At 69.8% G+C, this 20,241-nt stretch carries 14 protein-coding genes; 5 read left to right on the top strand and 9 right to left on the bottom strand.

Going from position 1 to position 20,241, the window contains the following annotated elements; all coding sequences use genetic code 11:
• Positions 1–208 precede the first annotated feature (208 nt).
• The gene (locus ACWD5Q_RS10600; protein WP_451426647.1) at positions 209–1,051 is read left to right on the top strand and encodes a patatin-like phospholipase family protein; all 843 of its coding nucleotides are present in this window, start codon (positions 209–211) and stop codon (positions 1,049–1,051) included.
• A gap of 240 nt (positions 1,052–1,291) precedes the next feature.
• Here ACWD5Q_RS10600 and helR read toward each other — a convergent pair whose 3' ends face one another.
• A complete protein-coding gene (gene helR / locus ACWD5Q_RS10595; protein ID WP_451426646.1) occupies positions 1,292–3,439 on the bottom strand; it encodes an RNA polymerase recycling motor ATPase HelR in 2,148 nt (715 codons plus the stop codon).
• A gap of 813 nt (positions 3,440–4,252) precedes the next feature.
• Between helR and ACWD5Q_RS10590 the strand changes: the two genes are divergently transcribed.
• The 3 genes from ACWD5Q_RS10590 (at position 4,253) to ACWD5Q_RS10580 (ending at position 7,039) form a co-directional block, all read left to right on the top strand.
• Positions 4,253–4,828 carry a thiamine pyrophosphate-binding protein gene (locus tag ACWD5Q_RS10590; RefSeq protein WP_451426645.1) on the top strand — a complete coding sequence of 192 codons (576 nt, stop codon included), beginning with the start codon at positions 4,253–4,255 and terminating at the stop codon, positions 4,826–4,828.
• A gap of 431 nt (positions 4,829–5,259) precedes the next feature.
• On the top strand, positions 5,260–6,066 hold the full coding sequence (locus ACWD5Q_RS10585) for a CAP domain-containing protein (RefSeq protein ID WP_451426644.1): 807 nt from the start codon (positions 5,260–5,262) through the stop codon (positions 6,064–6,066).
• A gap of 178 nt (positions 6,067–6,244) precedes the next feature.
• Entirely contained in the window at positions 6,245–7,039 is a 795-nt protein-coding gene (locus tag ACWD5Q_RS10580; protein ID WP_451426643.1) for a GntR family transcriptional regulator, read from the top strand.
• Here the strand turns inward: ACWD5Q_RS10580 and tmpA are convergent.
• Positions 7,036–8,673 (bottom strand): 2-trimethylaminoethylphosphonate dioxygenase, encoded by a 1,638-nt coding sequence (gene tmpA / locus ACWD5Q_RS10575; protein ID WP_451426642.1) that lies wholly within the window; start codon positions 8,671–8,673, stop codon positions 7,036–7,038. The genes ACWD5Q_RS10580 and tmpA overlap by 4 nt on opposite strands.
• Before the next feature lie 276 nt (positions 8,674–8,949).
• On the opposite strand from tmpA, the gene ACWD5Q_RS10570 reads away from it, so the two are divergent.
• Entirely contained in the window at positions 8,950–10,131 is a 1,182-nt protein-coding gene (locus tag ACWD5Q_RS10570) for a MalY/PatB family protein (protein ID WP_451426641.1), read from the top strand.
• 89 nt (positions 10,132–10,220) lie between these two features.
• Here ACWD5Q_RS10570 and ACWD5Q_RS10565 read toward each other — a convergent pair whose 3' ends face one another.
• The 7 genes from ACWD5Q_RS10565 to kdpA all read right to left on the bottom strand — a co-directional run bounded on the left by ACWD5Q_RS10565 (position 10,221) and on the right by kdpA (position 20,236).
• Positions 10,221–12,038 carry an APC family permease gene (locus ACWD5Q_RS10565; protein WP_451426640.1) on the bottom strand — a complete coding sequence of 606 codons (1,818 nt, stop codon included), beginning with the start codon at positions 12,036–12,038 and terminating at the stop codon, positions 10,221–10,223.
• 144 nt (positions 12,039–12,182) lie between these two features.
• Entirely contained in the window at positions 12,183–12,305 is a 123-nt protein-coding gene (locus ACWD5Q_RS10560) for a hypothetical protein (protein WP_451426639.1), read from the bottom strand.
• 102 nt (positions 12,306–12,407) lie between these two features.
• Positions 12,408–14,954, bottom strand: a complete 2,547-nt coding sequence (locus ACWD5Q_RS10555) for an ATP-binding protein (RefSeq protein ID WP_451426638.1) — start codon at positions 14,952–14,954, stop codon at positions 12,408–12,410.
• Between the two features lies 1 nt (position 14,955).
• Positions 14,956–15,639 (bottom strand): response regulator, encoded by a 684-nt coding sequence (locus ACWD5Q_RS10550; protein ID WP_451426637.1) that lies wholly within the window; start codon positions 15,637–15,639, stop codon positions 14,956–14,958.
• A 132-nt stretch (positions 15,640–15,771) separates the two neighbouring features.
• The gene (locus ACWD5Q_RS10545; RefSeq protein ID WP_451426636.1) at positions 15,772–16,440 is read right to left on the bottom strand and encodes a potassium-transporting ATPase subunit C; all 669 of its coding nucleotides are present in this window, start codon (positions 16,438–16,440) and stop codon (positions 15,772–15,774) included.
• Between the two features lie 5 nt (positions 16,441–16,445).
• Positions 16,446–18,575, bottom strand: coding sequence for a potassium-transporting ATPase subunit KdpB (gene kdpB / locus ACWD5Q_RS10540; protein WP_451426635.1), 2,130 nt, complete (start codon positions 18,573–18,575; stop codon positions 16,446–16,448).
• The gene (gene kdpA, locus ACWD5Q_RS10535; protein ID WP_451426634.1) at positions 18,572–20,236 is read right to left on the bottom strand and encodes a potassium-transporting ATPase subunit KdpA; all 1,665 of its coding nucleotides are present in this window, start codon (positions 20,234–20,236) and stop codon (positions 18,572–18,574) included. Before kdpA ends, kdpB begins: the two co-directional genes overlap by 4 nt.
• Between the last annotated feature and the right edge of the window lie 5 nt (positions 20,237–20,241).

The following is a 20,241-nucleotide window of genomic DNA, read 5'->3' as shown; positions in this document are numbered from 1 at the left end:
CGCCCGGGGTGCGGACCGAAACGCCCGCACAAAGGCTTGACCGTGGCCATGCCATGGCCGTTGAAGATGTTGAGGCCGTCGCGAGGGCCGCGCAGGGTGACCGAGTACCGGACTCGCAGGGGGTTCGGACGACCTCCTGACGTGTCGGCGTACTGGCGCATGGGCGTACTAGGCTTCACGTTGAACACACCGGCGATCAAGGGGGGCCATGACAGAGGCGTTGGTGCTGGGCGGTGGCGGGGTCGGCGGGATCGCATGGATCACCGGACTGCTCGCGGGACTGGCGGATGCGGGTCAGGACGTGACGGGGGCCGACCTGATCGTGGGCACCTCCGCCGGGTCGACCGTGGCGGCTCAGCTGGGCAGTGGGCTGCCCTTGGAACAGCTGTATGCCAGGCAGGTGGATCCCGCGCTGCAGGCCGACGAGATCATGGCCGAGATGGACCTGGACCGGTTCGCCGCGGACATCGGTGCGGCGCTGGGCGAAGCCGCCACCGTCGCGCAGATGCGGCGTGCTGTCGGGGAGTTCGCCCTGCGTGCCGAGACCGTTCCGGAACCGGAGCGCCGGGCGGTGATCGAATCGCGGCTGCCGTCGCACGATTGGCCCGCGAGGACGTTGAGGATCGTGGCCGTGGACGCCGACAGCGGCAGTCCGCGGGTGTTCGACAAGTCGTCCGGAGTCGGCCTGGTCGATGCCGTGGCCGCCAGCTGTGCCGTCCCTGGAGTCTGGCCGCCGGTGACGATCGACGGGCACCGGTACGTCGATGGCGGGGTCCGTTCCATCGCCAACGCGGACTACGCCGCGGGAGCGTCCCGTGTGCTGGTGATCGTTCCGATGGGATCCGTCGAGCCCTTCCCCAGCGACAAGCCGCTGGACCAGGCCCTCGAGGAACTGCGTACGCACGGCGCCGAGGTCTCGCTCGTCGAGCCGGACGAAGCGTCGCGCGCCGCGATCGGCGCCAACCCGCTGGACCCGTCCACGCGCAGGCCGGCCGCCGAGGCGGGGCGCCTCCAGGGCCGTGGACTGGCCATGGAGTGGACCCGCGCCTGAGGCGGACGCACATCACCAGGATCCCCCCGCTGCGGGGTGTCGAGTGCGTGCAGGTGTGCCTGGAGACCGCCCTGCGGCGGCTCCAGGCCCAGCCCGCGTTGCCCATCGGGGCCGTGGCGCGAGCCTGCGGCTTCTTGGACGCCTCCCACTTCTCCCCGGCGCGGACCGTGAAGCCGGGCAGACTCCTTCGATGGCGTTCCTCGTGATCGTCGGGCGGCGATCACCTTGCCTTCGCCGACGTCAGGGGCTCGTGAGGATGACGAGCTGCCGGGTCGCCCGGGTCATCGCGACATAGCGGTCGACCGCTCCTTCGACACCCTGGCCGAACGCCTCCGGGTCGATGAGTACGACCAGGTCGAACTCCAGTCCCTTCGCCAGCTCCGGAGACAGTGACCGTACGCGGGACGTCGCCCGGAACGTGGGATCACCGATGACGCAGGCGATCCCGTCGGCGTGCGCACCGAGCCAGGCGTCGAGGATCGAGTCCAGATCCCCGACAGATCCGTGTACGACGGGGACGCCGCTGCTGCGGATGGAGGTCGGCACATTGGCGTCCGGAAGCACGGCTCGGATGACCGGTTCGGCCTCCGCCATGACCTCTTCCGGCGTCCGGTAGTTGATGCTCAGGGAGGCCACGTTGATCCGGTCGAGCCCGATCCGCTCGAGCCGCTCCTGCCACGACTCGGTGAACCCGTGCCTGGCCTGGGCTCGGTCCCCGACGATGGTGAAGCTCCGGGACGGACAGCGGAGCAGCAGCATGTGCCACTCTGCGTCGGTCAGTTCCTGGGCCTCGTCCACGACGATGTGCGCGAACGGGCCGGCGAGCCGGTCCGGGTCGGCGCTCGGCAGTGCGGTCTCGTCGATCAGGCTGTCCTGAAGGTCTCGTCCGCGGAGCATGGTCACCGCTCCTTCACCGTCGGCATCGGCCTCGAGCAGGTTGTCGATGACGCCGGCCATGCGCTCGCGTTCGGCGGCGACCGCGGCGTCGTGCCGGCGCTTGCGCAGTGCCGCCTCCGGGTCGCCGAGCCGCTGCCTGGCCGCGTCCAGGAGCGGCAGGTCGGACACCGTCCAGGCCTGGGCGTCCTCGCGCTGCAGCGTGCGAACGTCATCGGGGCTGAGCCAGGGAGCACACATCCGCAGGTACGCGGGAACCGACCACAGGTCTCCGACGAGGTCAGCCGCTTCGAGCAGCGGCCACGCGCGGTCGAGCGTGCCGACCAGTTCCTCGTCGTGCAGCAGCGACTTCCGGAACAGGTCGGGCGGGACGTCGCCGTCATGCTTGTCCAGCAGGATCGTGACCAGTTCCTCCCAGATCTGCTCGCGTGCTTCGTTGTGCGGCGTACCCGGTCCTGGTGCTTCGAACGCCTCGGCCCAGTCGTCGGCGCTCAGCCAGATGTCGGACCAGTCGGTCGTGACCGTCATCCCCTCGGCGGGCGGCTCTTCGTAGAACCTGACGGCCGTCTCGATCGCCTGCACCATCTGCGCGGACGACTTCAGGAGAGCCGCGTTCGGGTCGGTCTCGGTCGCCGCTGCGGCTCCCTCGGGGACGAGGTCCCGCAGCGTGCAGGTCTGCACGCCCTCCTCTCCGAGGCTGGGGAGGACGTCGGCGACGTAGGCCAGGTAGGGCTGGTGCGGGCCGACGAACAGCACGCCGCCCCGGCGATGCCCGAGGCGCGGGTCGGAGTAGAGAAGGTAGGCGGAGCGGTGCAGAGCGACGACGGTCTTACCCGTTCCCGGACCGCCGTCGACGACGAGAGCGCCCCGGGATCCCGCCCTGATGATGGCGTCCTGGTCGGCCTGAATGGTGGCGAGCACATCGCGCATCCGGTCCGACCGGTTGGCGCCCAGGCTGGCGATGAAGGCAGACTGGTCGTCGAGCGCGGCGTCCCCTTCAAACCCGTCAGCGGTGAACACCTCGTCCCAGTAGTCGCTGATCCGGCCGCGGGTCCAGCGGTATCTGCGGCGTCTGACCACCCCCATCGGGTTGGCGTGGGTGGCTGCGAAGAACGGCTCAGCCGCCGGGGAGCGCCAGTCGACCAGCAGCCGACGACCCGCGCTGTCGGTGAGGCCGAGTCGTCCGACGTACACCGGCTCGAGGTTGTCGGCGCTGACGATGTGTCCGAGGCACAGGTCCAAACCGAAGCGGCGCAAGGCGCGCAGGCGACCGGTCAGCCGGTGGATCTCCAGGTCCCGGTCCATCGCCGCCCGGCCCACGCCTCCGGGCGCCTTGAGCTCGGCATCGAGGCGGTCGGACAGTTCCGCGATCGCCTGCTCAAGGCTCTCCGCGACCGCCGCGAAGTGCTGCTCGTCGCCGGCGATCAGCGCCGGGTCTGCCTTGGGAGAGAGGTGGTCGGGAAGGTCGAACGCGCTGGTGGTCAGGGGGGTCATGTCATCAGCTCCGATCCGAGGTCGGTCCCGCGAGGCCCGGCAGCGCGCACACCCGCACCCCGGATCCGAGCGCCCGCAACCGCAGCGCCAGTCCCGCCACCGGCATGACGTCACCGCACGATCCACCAGCCGACAACAACATACGCACTTCGTGAATCTCCCATTTCCGTAGGTTCTGGCCTCGGCCAGTGATTCTGCGGCACGACCCGGGTCTTGCCGCAAGCCCCCCGGTGCGCTATAAGTTGAGAGTGGCAAGGAGTGGGTCCTCTCAATTGCCGCCCGAGCGACAGGTGTTGCCCATCCCCAAGTCGCCATCTCCCTGCTGCTGAAGCTCGTCAGCGTCGGCTCCCTCGCGCACATGGCGCGACATCCAGTCCGGTACGGCTGACAAAGACGCGGCACCGCCTGCCATACGCACTGGCACTCCCCGGCACATGCGGCCCCGGCCGCCCGGGAACATCGCCGCCGGCGTTGCGGGGGTCCCAGCGGGCAGGTCGTCGGGGTCCGACGGGCACGGCACGCCCAGGGCCGTGATCACACTGCGCAGCATGCCCACGCCGCTCGGTCGGCTGCACTCGTACGGGCCATGGCCATCCGTTGGCGGGCGCCGTGACGATCATCGACGTTCCCGTCGACTACAGCCCAACACCCAACTCTTCGCTCAGCTGCACGAGGGCGTGTTCGAGTAGCGCGAAGTCCGGTTCGCACCGCGGCGACCGCGCACTCCGAGGCAGCGCCGCCGACATCAGCGGGCGATGCTCTGCCGCTCTGAACGGCGCAGGGCGATCCGGAACCTGACAGAGAGGATCCGTCATGTCCACGACTGTTGTGCAGCACGTGCTGAACCGTCTGAGGGACATCGGCGTGCGCCACGTCTTCGGTGCCCCGGGAGACTACGCCTTTCCGATCGACGACGCGGTCGCGGGGCACCCGGACATCAAGTGGGTGGGCAGCTGCAATGAGTTGAACGCGGCCTACAGCGCGGACGGCTATGCGAGGATTCACGGTGTCGGCGCCGTGAGCACCACCTACGGGGTGGGCGAACTCAGCGCCATCAACGGCATCGCCGGCGCCTACACCGAACACCTTCCCGTGTTCCACTTGGTCGGCATGCCGAAGATGCCGGTCCAAACCACCACCACCAGGGGGGAGCGCGCTCCGCCGCTGCGCGGCTCCGGGCCCGGGATGCGTTTCCTCCCCCGGCTGAAGCGGGGGGTTTCCACGCAAGGAGATTCCGATGACGCGACGGGGGAGAGGAACACACCCGCACACGCATTCCGCGCCGCTCACCTCATGGTCTGCCACGTCCGACGGTTTCGGGGCGGCGCGGCCAGGACACGGCCGTCCAGCTCGTGCAGACGCCGAGTCGTGCCGTCTCGGCCGTGCTGAGCTTGTCGGCTGCCGGCGACACCGGGTCGACGGGCGGGCCGGTTTCCAGCCTTCACTCATCGGCAGGCGTGATGATTTCGTGACATCCGTCACATCGAATTCTGGATCTATGCGCGCCGGATAGTAGAGACCACCTTGGCGACATATGGAATTTGTCCGGCTTGATACCGTCGTAGAGCAGGTCGGGCCCGACGGCATTCCGATTGCTCGGCACTCTCACTCATTCCTCGAATCAGAGGCTTTCTGACGAGACACCAGAATTCCACCAGGGAGTCTCCGGCCGGACCAGCATGTCCTCACTCCCGCCGCAAGGGCCCTCCTGATCTACGAAGCAAGGTAGTACGAAGGCCCTTTGCCCTCTGCGTGACGCCTTCCTAAGAATCGACCGACAGGATGTCGCCGCAGTTCAGGAGCGGATCTTGAGGTCACGCGTGGGAAAGCATCGCAAGGACAAGCACTACCGGCACATAGTCATGGCCGCCGTCGCCGTGGCAGCCGTGGGCGTGCCGACCGTCGCCCTGGCGTGCGTCGACTGGCAGGGCGGCGGCACACACCAGACGCACACCGATGCGCAGAACACGAACTCGGTCTCGTGGAACCGCACGGATCGGCCGCACCGCTGGCAGGGCGAGGAGAACGGCGCGCCCAGTCCCACGCCGTCGAGGACTCCGACCGCCGCCAAGAGCACGCCGAAGACTGCCGCGCCGAAACCCAAGGCCACCGTGCGTCCGAAGGCCGCGAAGACGGGCGCTGCGAAGACCACGGCCCCCGCGCACCGCGGGGCCACCGCGACCGCCGGCACCCCGAAGGCCACCGCGACCCGCACCTCGCCGAGCGCTCCTGGCACCACCGCGAAGGCGTCCGGGGCCACCGCCCGCGTCGTCGAACTCGTCAACGCCGAGCGCGCGAAGGTCGGTTGCTCGCCTCTGACCCTGAATGCGACCCTCACCAAGGTCGCACAGGCCCACAGCGACGACATGGCGGCCCACCGGAACATGTCGCACACCGGGTCCGACGGCTCCTCCCCGGGCGACCGGATCACCCGTGCCGGGTACGACTGGAGCGCCTACGGCGAGAACGTCGCCTACGGTTACTCCACTCCCGAGCAGGTCATGGCGGGCTGGATGTCCAGTTCCGGCCACAAGGCCAACATTCTCAACTGCGCGTTCAAGGAGATCGGCGTCGGCCTCGCACAGCCCGGCAGCTACTGGACCCAGAACTTCGGCACCGCCCGGTAGACGGTCTTCCTCGTCCCAGGCGGGGTGTTCTCCGCCCGGTCGCCCAGAAGCCGTCCAGGCGCGGCGGTCTGACCACTCGTCGGCTACGGCCCGGGCCCCCGGTCCCCTCCCGGGCGGGTAGGGTCTGCTGCAGGCCGGGCACCCGGCCCGCACGACCATGAGCGGCTCAGGAGACACGGTGCGGCAGGAGCCAGGCAGCCCGGACAGCGAACTGCGCTACCGGAAGGTCGCGGCCGAGCTTCGCGAGGCGATCATCGCGGGCGAGTACGCCACCGGCGCGAAGCTGCCACCCGAGGGGACGCTGGCCGAGCGCTACGGCGTCTCGCGGGGCACGATCCGGCACGCGCTGGCCGTACTGCGTTCGGACGGTCTGGTCACCTCCCGGCGCGGCACGCGGCGCACGGTGCTCGGCGGCCCCCGGGCTCAGAGCTTCTCGGAGCTGCTGAGCTTCACCAACTGGGCCCGCTCCATCGGCGAGACGCCGGGCGGCCGGGTGGACCGCGTGGTGCGCCGGCCGGCCGACGCCGTCGAGGCCGGGCAACTGGGCCTGGAGGCAGGGGCGGAGGTGTACCTGGTGCTGCGGCTGCGGACCCTGTCCGGGGAGCCGGTCATGGTCGAACGGTCGCTCTACCCGGTCCGGGTGGGCGCGCTGGTGGCCGAACTGCCGCCGGACGTCGTCTCGCACACCGAGGCCCTCGTCACGCACGGCGTGCTCTTCACCGACGCCGACCACACCATCGACCTCGCGTGGGCCGACGCCGAGGACGCCCGGTTGCTGGACTGCCCGCCCGGGCAGGTCCTGCTGCGCGAGCGGCGCCGCACCACGGATCCGGAGGGGGTGCCGGTGGAGTGGTCCGAGGACCGCTACCTGCCCGGGACCATCGCCTTCACCGTGCACAACTCCGTGGCCACCTCCACCCTGGGCCGCCGCCACCGGCCCGGTACGACGGCCCCCGGCGCCTGGAACTCTTAGCCGCGCAGCAGCGCGGTGAGCAGCGGAAGGAAGTGCTCGAACGGCGGTGTGACGGCGTCCGGGTCCTTCGCCTCATCGTCCCAGCGGCGGACGGCGACCGCGTCGGCGGCGCCCGCCAGCGCGGCGAACTCGGCCGCCTGCGCCGGGGTCATCACACCGCCCTGGACTTCCAGCGTGTACCTCGACGCCTCGGACAGCCGGTCGTGGTAGCCCGGCTCCACCGCGCACAGATAGCGTTTGGCGGCCACGTGCAGGCGCACCGGCTCGGTGACCTCGGGCCCGAACCAGCGGCCCAGCAGGTCGGCGCCGGTGTGGCTGTGCCGGTTGTCGTTGCCGGCCATCAGGTCCCGGCCGGTGACGACGTCATCCTCGACGTGCCCGACGTCGTGCAGCAGCGCGGCGGCCACCAGGTGCGGCGGGGCACCGGCGGCCTCGGCCCGGGCACCGGCCTGCAGCATGTGCTGGGCCATGGAGACCGGCTCGCCCAGGTACTCCGTCGACCCTGCCCCGGCGAACAGCTCGGCCAGCGGCTCCAGGGTGTCCGCGCGGCGTAGCACGGCCAGGGTGCTCGCCAGTCCGTCCAGGTCGGCGTAGCAGCCCTGCAGATGACGCGCCCCGTCCTGGGCGAACGCGGTGCGGGCGTGCAACAGCCGGGTGTTGTCGAACACCAGGCAGTCGCCCGGCAGCAGGCGCAGGTCCAGGCGCAGCTCCGGACGGAGCAGCAACTCCGCGAAGGTGCGGTAGGCCGCGTAGAACGACTCGAGTGCGTCGGCGGGCAGCCGCAGGGTGCCGATCGAACGGTTGTTGAAGCGCACCTCGCGTACGCGGCCCAGGGGGTCGGTGGCGATCAGCGGGCGGTCGGCGCGCAGTTCGGTCCCCGCGTCGCGGAACACGAAGGGCACGGGTGTTCGGGTGAGGATCTCGAATGCCTCCGGGTCCGCACGCCGCAGCAGCGCGGCGGCGGCGAAGCCGTCGACGAGGCCGGAGTCCCCGCCGTCCGCGTCGTTGACCAGACAGTGCAGCAGTTGGAGCGTCGGAACCGGGTCGCGGTACGGGTTGTCGGTGTGCGGTGTGATGGCAACCGAGGTGAAGGCGAGGTTGTTCGGGTCGGGCTCGACGCGCACGTCGAAGAGCTTGCCGTAGTTGGTCTCGCGGACGTAGCCGAAGGTCTCCGCCACGGCGAGCACCTGGCCCTCGCGCACCGGCACCCCGCGCAGCACCATGAAGCCCAGCCGCAGCACGGACTCCAGCATCCGCGCCCGCAGCGCCGGCTCGGCCAGGTACTCCTCCCAGCCCGCCGCGGGCGACCGCCCGGCCAGATCGCGCGCCGTCCACAGTTCCTTCCCGGCCTCGGTGCGCCGGTCCCGGTGTCCCGGTCCCCCGGGCCGATTGGCCTCCAGCCAGGCCTGCCGGTACGTCGAGCGGTGCCCGTCGGGGGCCCAGACCACCTCGACGGCCGGCTCCCCGGCGCCGTCGGCGGCGGCCACTGCACCGATCCGCAGCCCGGCGGGCAGGGAGCCGATCTGGAAGAGCTTCTGACCGGAGCGCGGATCGCGGCACTCCCTGCACGGACAGTTGTCGCGGAGCCACATCACCGGCAGGTCGCCGATCGGGAAGCTGGGCAGGGCGGACACATTCGCTCCTCAGGGCAAAGTTGTATAGCCAACTTCTCCGACCGTCACAGCCGAACACGTCCGGGGAGTGACCTGGAGGTGGCGGCGAGCCGAATCCCGCCGTCTGCCGGCGTCGAGGGTGGCCCCAAGAGGAGCAGCAGGCGCCCAGCAGCGCCACTATGAGAGTGCCCACGAACGCACGAGCACGCTTCTACACGGCCTCGGGAGCGCAGACCAATGGATCGCAGGGAGAGTGCGGGTTTCGACGACTCGCAGGGCAGTCGGGCGAATCCCCTCATGCAACTGTCTCTTGAGCAACTGCAGAAGCGGACGAGCATGAAGTGGCGCGTGTACCCCAAGGATGTGCTCCCGCTGTGGGTCGCAGAGATGGACGTGCTTCTCGCGCCTCCCATCGCCGAAGCGCTGCACACGACGATCGATCTCGGCGACACCGGATATCCGCACGGGAGCGCCTACGCCGAGGCGCTGGCGGGGTTCGCCCGCGCGCGATGGGGCTGGGAAGATCTGCGCATCGAGCACACGGCGATCGTGCCCGACGTCATGATGGGCATCGTCGAAATACTCCGGTTGACAACCGACCCCGGTGACGCCGTCGTCGTGTGCTCACCGGTGTACCCGCCCTTCTACGCATTCATCGCGCACGCCGCCAGGGAAGTCATCGAGGCAAGGCTCGGGCAGGACCTGCGGGTCGACCTCGGCACCCTGGAGGACGCATTCATACGAGCCCGACGCCGCGGCCGCCGCGCGGCGTTCCTCCTGAGCAACCCGCACAACCCGACCGGTGTCGTCCACACCCGTGAAGAACTCCGGGCCATCGCAGAGCTGGCTCGGAAACACGGCGTACGGGTGGTGTCCGACGAGATCCACGCTCCGTTGGTGCTGCCCGGGGCCACGTTCACGCCCTTCCTCCGCGTTCCGGGGTCCGAGAACGGCTTCGCACTGATCTCGGCGTCCAAGGCGTGGAACCTCGCCGGTCTCAAGGCGGCTCTGGCGATCGCCGGCACCGACGCGGCCGACGACCTGCGTCGCATGCCCGAAGAAGTCAGCCACGGCCCCAGCCATCTGGGGGTCATCGCCCACACCACGGCGTTTCACGACGGTGGGGACTGGCTCGACGAACTGCTGCTCGGGCTCGACGCCAACCGGCGCCTGCTGGGGCAGCTCATCGAGGAACACCTTCCCGGTGTTCGGTACCGCCCGCCGCAGGCCACCTACCTCGCCTGGCTGGACTGCACAGAGCTGGGGTTGCACAGCGACCAGCATTCCGATCGTCCCGGGGTGGTGAGTGATATGGCCGGGCCGGCGGGAATGTTCCTGGAGAAGGCCAGAGTGGCCCTCAGTTCCGGGCACGTCTTCGGTTCCGGCGGGGCGGGGTGCGTGCGGCTCAACTTCGCGACGTCACCAGCCATTCTGCGCCAGGCGCTGACCCGGATGGGACGCGCGCTGCGCGAGCTGTGACACCGCAAGAATGACGGCACGTCTCGTCCGTAGGAGGGGGCACGACAGCAATCCCGCGTGAGAACCGCTCCCCCGGACAAGCTGCCGGCTCAGACACGCAGGCGGTAGGGCAACAGGCACACCACCACATCCGTGCGCGCCCGCAGGACGGTGGCGAGGAGCAGTCCGCGCTGGTTCTGGAGGATCTCGTAGCGGCGGTGGCGGGGTTCGACCTCGGGGATGAGGACGGCGATCTGCCGGCTGTCCTGGGCCGCGCGCTGTACGTAGTCGACCACCGGCTGCACGAGGGAGCGGTGCGGGCTGTCGATGACGTCGAGCCGGACGCCGGGGTTCCAGCGCTCCCATGCCTCCCGCAGTGCGCGGGTCTTGTCGGGGTCGGCTTGGACGGCGACGGCGATCACCTCGTCTCCCAGGGCGAGGGCGGCACTGATGGCGTGCCGCGCGAGTGTGCTGACGTCGCCGAGCGGGACGATGACCAGGCTCGAGGTACGCCGGTCGGGTGGGCCGGGGATGCGGCCGAGTCCCAGCTCCTCCCCCACGGCGGTGTAGTAGCGCTGGATGCGGGAGAACAGCAGCATCATCAGCGGGACGGCGATGACGACCACCCAGGCGCCGTCCAGGAACTTCGTGGTGAGGAGGATGACGCCGGCCAGGGTGGTCAGCAGGGCCCCGGTGCCGTTGATCAGCGCGCGGGGCTTCCACCCCTCGGGTTTCCGCCTCGCCCAGTGCCTCACGAGGCCGAGTTGGCTGAGAGTGAAGCCGATGAAGACGCCGATGGCGAAGAGGGGGATCAGCCGGTGGGTGTCGGCGTCGACCGCGATGAGCAGCAGGGTGGCCATGAGGGCCAGGGAGACGACGCCGTAGCGGTAGACGGGGCGTTCGGCGCGCAGCCCGAACAGATGGGGCAGACGGTGGTCGCGGGCGAGCAGACTCATCAGCACGGGCAGTCCGCCGAAGCTGGTGTTGGCGGCGAGGAGCAGGACCAGGGTGACGAGGATGTTGGTGGCGTAGTACGCCCAGCCGGTGCCGTAGGCGCCTGCGGTGAGCTGTGCCAGTACGGTGACGTCGCCGCGCGGGGCCACACGGTCGCGGCGGATCAGCACGGCGAGGCCGACCAGCATGAGCCCCAGCAGGGCACCCAGCATGAGTTCGGTGCGCTGGGCGCGCTTGACCCTCGGGGTCCGGAAGGTCGGGACGGCGTTGGCGATGGCCTCCACACCCGTCAGGGCCGAGCAGCCGGAGGAGAACGCCTTGAGGATGAGCAGCAGACCGAGCGTCTCGTGCGCCGGCAGGGACCGTGCCGTACCGACGACGGCCGCGGGATGTGAACGGAGCAGGCCGAGGACGACGACTCCGAGGATGGCCACGACGAACAGCGCGGTGGGCAGCATCAGCACCCGGGCGCTGTCGGTGATGCCCTTCAGGTTCACGCCCGTCAGGAGGGCGAGGCCCGCCAGGCAGACGAGCAGCTTGTCGTGGGCGAGGACGGGGAACGCCGACACGAGCGCGTCGGCGCCGGCGGCCAGACTGACGGCCACGGTGAGCACGTAGTCGACGACCAGGCTGGCGGCGGCGAGCAGGCTGGCCTTCTTGCCCAGGTCCGACTTCGCTACGGCGTAGGCGCCTCCGCCGTCCGGGTGTACGGCGATGACCTGGCCGTAGGAGATGACCAGGGCGGCGAGCAGAAAGGTGATCGCCAGCGTGATGGGCAGGGTCGCGCTCAGCGCGCCGGTGCCGGCGGCCACGAGCGCCAGGACGATCGCCTCGGGGCCGTACGCCACCGAGCTGAGCGCGTCCAGTGACAGCGCGGCCAGCCCTTCCAGGCTGGTGAGATGGTGCTTCTCCCCCTCGCCGGGCCGCAGTGGCACCCTCGGTTTCAGCTCACGTCGTGCCAGGCCATACGCCATCGGGACCTCGTCTGGGCCGGTCGGACAGTCGAACGGTCGGAGTCAGTGTCCGTCGTGGGGTGGGCGTCCGCTTCCTGGTGGGGCCCGGGCGGGTCGGCCGTGTGGGGGAGGGAAGACCGGCCCGGGAGCTGGAGGGAGAGACGGCTACAGGCCCATGTCGCGGCTGCCGATGTCCTCCAGGGGCCCGCCGTGACGGCGTACTTCCCGGCGGACCGGGCGGCGGGCCAGGCCGTCGCCGGCCTCGCAGTGCCGGCCCGCCGCGGTCACCCGGGCGGGGTCGGCGGTGCCGCGCCGGCCGCCGGAAGACCTGGCGGCTGCCGTTGGACCGGAGCGCGAGTTCCACACCGTGCCGTCCGACGGCTGACGTCCTCACGGCGTGACCGCCACCGGCAGGGCCGGCTGCTCCGGCCAGCCGCGCTCCGGCGCCGTCGGTACGGTCAGGACCATGGTGAGGCCGCCGCCGGGGGTGTCCTCGGCATGGAGCGTGCCGCCGACGGCCTCGGCGAAGCCGCGTGAGACGGCCAGGCCGAGGCCGACGCCGACCCCGCGGGGCGAGTCACCGTACCGTTGGAAGGGTTCGAAGATCCGGTCCTTGAACTCGTCCGGGACCCCGGGCCCACGGTCGACGACCCGCACTTCGACGCGGTCGGCGAGGGCGCTCGCGGACACCAGGACCTTCTCCTCCGGCGGGCTGTACTTGACGGCGTTCTCGACGACGTTGGCGACCGCCCGCTCCAGCAGCCCCCGGTCGACTGACACCATGGGCAGGGTCTCGGGGATGTCCAGTTCCACGCTGTCCTCGGGCACCCCGCCGAGGGCCATGGGCACCACCTCGTCGAGGTCGGTTTCCCGGATGATCGGCGTGACGGTGCCGGTCTGCAGACGGGACATGTCCAGCAGATTCCCCACGAGGTGGTCGAGTCGGTCGGCGCCCTCCTCGATCGCGCCCAGCAGCTCCGCCCGGTCCTCCGCGGACCACTCGACGTCGTCGGAGCGCAGCGAGGACACGGCGGCCTTGATGCCGGCGAGCGGGGTACGCAGGTCGTGGCTGACGGCGGCGAGCAGCGCGGTCCTGATGCGGTTGCCCTCGGCCAGTTCCTTCGCCTCGTCGGCCTTCTGCTGGAGTCGCCGGCGGTCCAGGACGACGGCGGCCTGCACGGCGAACGCGGCCAGTACCCGGCGGTCGGCGGCGGGCAGCACCCGACCGCGCAGGCACAGGGCCATGAGGTCGCCGACCGGCACGTCGACGTCCCCGTCCTCCGGGACCCTCGCGGGCTCGGGCCCCACACTCCCGGCGCGGGTCCAGGGCTCCGTCTCGCCGGTCCGCTCCAACAGGGCCACCGACTCCATGCCGAAGGTCTCGCGGACCCGCTCCAGCAGCGCCTCCAGCGTGGTCTCGCCGCGCAGGACGTTCCCCGCGAGGAAGGACAGGATCTCCGACTCGGCGCGCAGCCGTGCCGCCAGATGGGTGCGCCGGGCCGCGAGGTCCACCACCGAGGCCACCGACACGGCGACCCCGACGAAGATCACGATCGCGACCATGTTCTTCGGGTCGGCGATCGTCAGGGTGTGGACGGGCGGGGTGAAGTACCAGTTGAGCAGCAGGGAGCCCACCACGGCGGAGGCGAGCGCCGGGAAGAGGCCGCCCAGCAGGGCCGCCGCCACCGTCAGGGTCAGGAACAGCAGCATGTCGTTGGCGAGGCCGACGGACGGGGTGGCGCTGGTGAGGAGCCAGGTGAGGAAGGCGGGGCCGAGCACTCCGACGAGCCAGCCCCCGATGACCCGGGAGCGTCCCAGGCGTGCTCCGCGCGCCACCGGCAGTCCGCGGCCCTTGCCGGCCTCGTCGTGCGTGATGAGGTGGACGTCCAGATCGGGGCCGGACTCGCGGGCGACCGTGGCGCCGACGCCGGGCCCGTAGATGTACTGCCAGCTCCTGCGGCGGGAGACGCCGAGGACGATCTGGGTGGCGTTCACGCCGCGGGCGAAGTCGAGCAGGGCCGCCGGGATGTCGTCACCGACGACGTGATGGAACGTTCCGCCCAGGTCCTCGACCAGCGTGCGCTGAACGGCCAGTTCCTTCGGAGAGACGGCGGTGAGGCCGTCGCTGCGGGCGATGTAGACGGCGAGCACCTCGCCGCCCGCTCCCTTCTCGGCGAGCCGCGCGGCACGCCGTATCAGGGTCCGGCCCTCGGGGCCTCCGGTCAGGCCGACCACGATCCGCTCGCGCGAACCCCAGATCGTGGAGACCTGGTGCTCGCTGCGGTAGGCGTTCAGGTACTCGTCGACCCGGTCGGCCACCCACAGCAGCGCCAGCTCCCGCAGCGCGGTCAGGTTGCCGGGCCGGAAGTAGTTGGCGAGAGCCGCGTCGACCTTGTCCGGCTTGTAGATGTTGCCGTGGGCCATCCGGCGGCGTAGCGCCTCGGGCGACATGTCGACCAGTTCGATCTGGTCGGCGCGCCGCACCACCTCGTCCGGGACGGTTTCCTGTTGTCGTATGCCGGTGATCGACTCGACCACGTCGCCCAGCGACTCGAGGTGCTGGATGTTGACGGTCGAGATCACGTCGATCCCGGCCGCGAGCAGTTCCTCGACATCCTGCCAGCGCTTGGTGTTGCGCGAGCCGGGGATGTTCGTGTGCGGCAGTTCGTCCACCAAGGCCACCTGAGGACGGCGCGCCAGGACGGCGTCCACATCCATCTCGGAGAACGTAGTGCCCCGGTACTCGATCTCCTTGCGCGGCACCTGTTCCAGGCCGTGCAGCATCACCTCGGTGCGCGGCCGGTGGTAGTGCTCGACGAAGGCGACCACGCAGTCGGTGCCTCGCTCGATACGACGATGTGCCTCGGACAGCATCGCGTACGTCTTGCCGACGCCGGGTGCCGCGCCGAGGTAGATCCGGAGCTTGCCGCGTGCCATGTCATTCCTCGAAGCGGTAGCCCATGCCGGGCTCGGTGATCAGATAGCGGGGGTGGGCGGGGTCCGTCTCCAGCTTGCGGCGCAACTGTGCCATATAGACCCGCAGGTAGTTGGTCTTGTTGCTCTGCGAGGCGCCCCAGACCTCCTGGAGCAGGCGCTTCTGGGTGACCAGCCGGCCGGGGTTGGTGACCAGGATCTCCAACAGATGCCATTCGGTCGGCGTCAGCCGGATGTCCTGCCCGCCCCGGACGACCTTCTTGGCGAGCAGGTCGATGCTGAAGTGCTTCGTTTCGACCAGGGCCACCTCCGGGACGAGCAGGGTGTCCTCGGTGCGGCGGACGGCGGCCCGCAGCCGGGCCAGCAGCTCGTCCATGCTGAACGGCTTGGTGACGTAGTCGTCGGCCCCGGCGTCGAGCGCGGCCACCTTCTCGTCGGACGCCTGACGGGCGGACAGCACCACGATCGGCATTCGGGTCCAGCCGCGCAGGGCCTTGATGACGTCGACGCCGTCCATGTCGGGCAGGCCGAGGTCGAGCACCACGACATCGGTCGGACGGGCGGCAGCGAGCCGGAGAGCCGTGGCCCCGTCCGGGGCCGCGTCCACGCCGTAGTGACGTGCCTGCAAGTTGATGACGAGGGCCCGCACGAGCTGCGGGTCGTCCTCCACCACGAGCACCCGGGTCATGGGGGTCTGCCTCTCCTGTCGTGCGTCGGGCCGTACGCGCCGGAAGCGGGGTGACCGGCTTCACGGCTGTGGGAGCCGGGGTCCGGGATGCACTCCCGGACCGCCGACTCCCGTGCGGGTCGCGTAAGGCGATCACTTCTTCGCCGCGAGGTCCTTGAGCGCGATGTTGAGCTCCAGGACGTTCACGCGGGGTTCGCCGATGAAGCCGAGGGTGCGGCCGGTCGTGTGGTCCTTGACCAGCTTCTCCACCTGGGCGACGGGCAGGCCGTTCTCCGCGGCGACCCGGTGGACCTGGAGGTCGGCGTAGGCCGTGGAGATGTCGGGGTCCAGGCCCGAGCCGGAGGAGGTGACCGCGTCGGCGGGCACTTCGGACGGCGTGACCGTGTAACCGGGCACCGAGTTGTCCTTGACGACCGCGGCCTTGGCGTCCTCGACCTGCTTGACCAGCACCTTGCTGTCGGCGGCGAGGTTGGTGGCACCCGACAGCAGCAGCTTGTACTGCGTGTTCACGCTGTTGGCGCCCAGACCGTTGGCCGGGCGGCCCTGGAACCACTTCAGGTCCGCGTCCGGGGTCTGCTGCCCCTTCTTCAGGGGCAGGTCGTACGACTGCCCGATCAGGGACGATCCGACGACCTTGCCGTCCGCCTTGATCTCCGAGCCGTTCGCCTTGCCGGGGAACAGCCCCTGCGCGATGCCGGTGACGACCAGCGGGTAGATGACGCCCGTCACCAGGGTCAGCACGAGGAGGGCACGCAGGCCCGCCCCGAGCAGCCGGGCCGTGGAAGATACCGAGTTGTTCATGGCGATCAGCCGATTCCGGGGATGAGGGAGATGAGCATGTCGATGATCTTGATGCCGATGAAGGGGGCGATCAGGCCGCCGAGCCCGTAGATCCCGAGGTTGCGGCGGAGCATCCTGTCCGCGCTCACCGGCCGGTACTGCACGCCCCTCAGGGACAGTGGCACCAGCGCGATGATGATCAGTGCGTTGAAGATCACCGCGGACAGGATCGCGGAGTCCGGCGAGGACAGACGCATGATGTTCAGCTTGTCCAGGCCCGGGTAGACCACCGCGAACAGCGCCGGGATGATCGCGAAGTACTTCGCGACGTCGTTGGCGATCGAGAACGTCGTCAACGCGCCACGGGTGATCAGCAGTTGCTTGCCGATCTCCACGATCTCGATGAGCTTGGTCGGGTTGGAGTCGAGGTCGACCATGTTGCCGGCCTCCTTGGCGGCCGACGTCCCCGTGTTCATCGCCACCCCGACATCCGCCTGCGCGAGCGCCGGGGCGTCGTTGGTGCCGTCACCGGTCATCGCGACGAGCTTGCCGCCCGCCTGCTCCCGCTTGATCAGCGCCATCTTGTCCTCGGGGGTCGCCTCCGCGAGGAAGTCGTCGACGCCCGCCTCCTCGGCGATCGCCTTCGCGGTCAGCGGGTTGTCGCCCGTGATCATGACCGTCTTGATCCCCATGCGGCGCAGTTCCTCGAACCGCTCCCGCATGCCCTCCTTGACGACGTCCTTCAGGTGGATGACGCCCAGGACGCGGGCACCGCCCTCGTCCTGCACGGCGACCAGCAGCGGAGTACCGCCCGCCTCGGAGATACGGCCGGCTATGCCGTCCGCGTCCTCGGGGACCGTGCCGCCCTGCTCCCGCACCCAGGCGATCACCGAACCGGTCGCGCCCTTGCGGACCTTGCGCCCGTCGACGTCCACACCCGACATACGGGTCTGGGCGGTGAAGGCGATCCACTCGGCGTGCGCCAGCTCGCCCTGGTGACGCTCGCGCAGTCCGTACTTCTCCTTCGCCAGGACCACAATCGAACGGCCCTCGGGAGTCTCGTCGGCCAGCGACGACAGCTGGGCGGCGTCGGCGACCTCGGCCTCGGTGGTGCCGTGGACCGGGAGGAACTCGGCGGCCTGCCGGTTGCCGAGGGTGATGGTGCCGGTCTTGTCCAGCAGCAGGGTGGAGACATCACCGGCGGCCTCGACCGCACGGCCCGACATCGCCAGCACGTTGCGCTGGACCAGCCGGTCCATGCCCGCGATACCGATCGCCGACAGCAACGCGCCGATCGTGGTCGGGATCAGACACACCAGCAGCGCCACCAGCACCACCAGCGTCAGATGCGTGCCCGCGTAGTCGGCGAACGGCGGCAGCGTCGCACAGGCGAGGAGGAAGACGATCGTCAGCGAGGCCAGCAGGATGTTCAGCGCGATCTCGTTCGGCGTCTTCTGCCGCGCCGCGCCCTCGACCAGGCTGATCATGCGGTCGATGAACGTCTCACCGGGCTTCGTCGTGATCTTGATGACGATCCGGTCCGAGAGGACCTTCGTGCCGCCGGTGACCGCGGACCGGTCACCACCGGACTCACGGATCACGGGAGCGGACTCGCCGGTGATCGCGGACTCGTCGACGGAAGCCACGCCCTCGATGACGTCACCGTCACCGGGGATGATGTCACCCGCCTCGCAGACCACCAGGTCACCGATCTTCAGCTCGGTGCCCGGGACCCGCTCCTCGGTGCCGTTGACCAGACGCCGCGCGACGGTGTCGGTCTTGGCCTTGCGCAGGGTGTCGGCCTGCGCCTTGCCCCGGCCCTCGGCGACCGCCTCCGCCAGGTTCGCGAAGATCACGGTCAGCCACAGCCAGGCACTGATCGCCCAGCCGAACCAATCCCCCGGGTCCTTGAAGGAGAAGACGGTGGTCAGGACCGAGCCGATCCACACCACGAACATCACCGGAGACTTGACCATCACCCGCGGATCGAGCTTGCGGAAAGCGTCCGGCAGCGACTTGACCAACTGCTGGGGATCGAAGAGGCCCGCGCCTACGCGGCCCTCGTCCTTGTGACCGGTGGGCACATCGCTGTGCGGCGCCCGGGTCGGTGTGGCTGTGGACATCGCGTCCTCGTGCTTGTCGGTGTCGGTACTCATGACGCCAGCCCCTCGGCCAGCGGACCCAGCGCCAGAGCCGGGAAGTAGGTCAGACCGGTGATGATCAGGATCGCGCCCACGAGAAGGCCCGTGAACAGGGGCTTCTCTGTGCGCAGGGTGCCCGCGGTGACCGGCACCGGCTTCTGCTCGCCCAGCGAGCCGGCCAGCGCGAGGACGAACACCATGGGCAGGAAGCGGCCCAGCAGCATCGCCAGTCCGGTCATCGTGTTGTACCAGTCGGTGTTCGCGTTCAGACCCGCGAAGGCCGAGCCGTTGTTGTTCGCCGCCGAGGTGAACGCGTACAGGACCTCGGAGAAGCCGTGCGCGCCGGAGTTCAGCATGGAGTGCGGCGGAGTCGGCAGCGCCAACGAGACCGCCGTGAACACCAGCACCAGCGCCGGGGTGATCAGGATGTAGCAGGCGGCGAGTTTCATCTCCCGCGCGCCGATCTTCTTGCCCAGATACTCGGGCGTGCGGCCGACCATCAGGCCCGCGATGAACACCGCGATGACCGCCATGATCAGGATGCCGTAGAGACCGGACCCGGTACCGCCCGGCGCGATCTCACCCAGCATGATGCTCAGCATCGTGATACCGCCGCCCAGCCCGGTGAAGGAGGAGTGGAAGGAATCCACCGCCCCGGTCGAGGTCAGCGTGGTCGCCACCGCGAAGATCGACGAGCCGCCGATCCCGAAGCGGACCTCCTTGCCCTCCATCGCCCCGCCCGCGGCCTCGAGCGCCGGGCCGTGGTGGGCGAACTCGGTCCACATCATCAGCGCGGTGAAACCGAGCCAGATCGTGCCCATCGTGGCGAGGATCGCGTACCCCTGCTTCACCGAACCGACCATCACACCGAACGTGCGGGTCAGCGCGAACGGGATGACCAGGATGAGGAAGATCTCGAACAGGTTCGTGAACGGGGTGGGGTTCTCAAAGGGGTGAGCGGAGTTGGCGTTGAAGTAACCGCCGCCGTTCGTGCCCAGCTCCTTGATGGCCTCCTGAGAGGCGACCGCGCCGCCGTTCCACTGTTGCGACCCGCCCATGAACTGCCCGACCTCGTGAATGCCGGAGAAGTTCTGGATCGCACCGCACGCGACCAGGATCACCGCGGCGACCGCCGCACCCGGCACCAGGATCCGAATCGTGCCGCGCACCAGGTCGGCCCAGAAGTTGCCCAGCTCACCCGTGCGCGAGCGCGCAAAGCCACGCACCAGCGCCACCGCGACAGCGATACCGACCGCGGCGGACACGAAGTTCTGCACGGCCAGACCGGCGGTCTGCACGACGTGGCCCATGGTCTGCTCGCCGTAGTACGACTGCCAGTTCGTGTTCGTCACGAACGACACAGCCGTGTTGAACGACTGCGCCGGGTTCACCGCGGAGAAACCGAGCGAGCCGGGCAGCACACCCTGCAGACGCTGCAGCAGATACAGGAAGAGGACACTGGCCACGGAGAAGGCCAGCACACCGCGCAGGTACGCGGGCCAACGCATCTCCGCATCAGGATTGGCACCGATGCCCTTGTAGATCCACTTCTCGACCCGCCAGTGCTTGTCGGAGGAGTAGACCCGGGCCATGTAATTGCCGACGGGGACGTAGACGAGCGCCAGTGCGCCTATGAGGGCGAGGAGCTGGAGCACGCCGGCGAGTTCGGGACCCATGTCTG

The organism is Streptomyces sp. NPDC002513, from assembly GCF_053595355.1.
The sequence above is the reverse complement of the archived record's forward strand: the minus strand, read 5'-3'. Positions and strand labels throughout refer to the sequence as shown.

Excerpts from the sequence above, each read along its gene's own strand:
- ACWD5Q_RS10600 (WP_451426647.1), top strand. The coding sequence starts at position 209 with ATGACAGAGGCGTTGGTGCTGGGCGGTGGCGGGGTCGGCGGGATCGCA.
- helR (WP_451426646.1), bottom strand. The coding sequence starts at position 3,439 with ATGACCCCCCTGACCACCAGCGCGTTCGACCTTCCCGACCACCTCTCT.
- ACWD5Q_RS10590 (WP_451426645.1), top strand. The coding sequence starts at position 4,253 with ATGTCCACGACTGTTGTGCAGCACGTGCTGAACCGTCTGAGGGACATC.
- ACWD5Q_RS10570 (WP_451426641.1), top strand. The coding sequence starts at position 8,950 with ATGCAACTGTCTCTTGAGCAACTGCAGAAGCGGACGAGCATGAAGTGG.
- ACWD5Q_RS10565 (WP_451426640.1), bottom strand. The coding sequence starts at position 12,038 with ATGGCGTATGGCCTGGCACGACGTGAGCTGAAACCGAGGGTGCCACTG.
- ACWD5Q_RS10555 (WP_451426638.1), bottom strand. The coding sequence starts at position 14,954 with ATGGCACGCGGCAAGCTCCGGATCTACCTCGGCGCGGCACCCGGCGTC.
- ACWD5Q_RS10550 (WP_451426637.1), bottom strand. The coding sequence starts at position 15,639 with ATGACCCGGGTGCTCGTGGTGGAGGACGACCCGCAGCTCGTGCGGGCC.
- ACWD5Q_RS10545 (WP_451426636.1), bottom strand. The coding sequence starts at position 16,440 with ATGAACAACTCGGTATCTTCCACGGCCCGGCTGCTCGGGGCGGGCCTG.
- kdpB (WP_451426635.1), bottom strand. The coding sequence starts at position 18,575 with ATGAGTACCGACACCGACAAGCACGAGGACGCGATGTCCACAGCCACA.
- kdpA (WP_451426634.1), bottom strand. The coding sequence starts at position 20,236 with ATGGGTCCCGAACTCGCCGGCGTGCTCCAGCTCCTCGCCCTCATAGGC.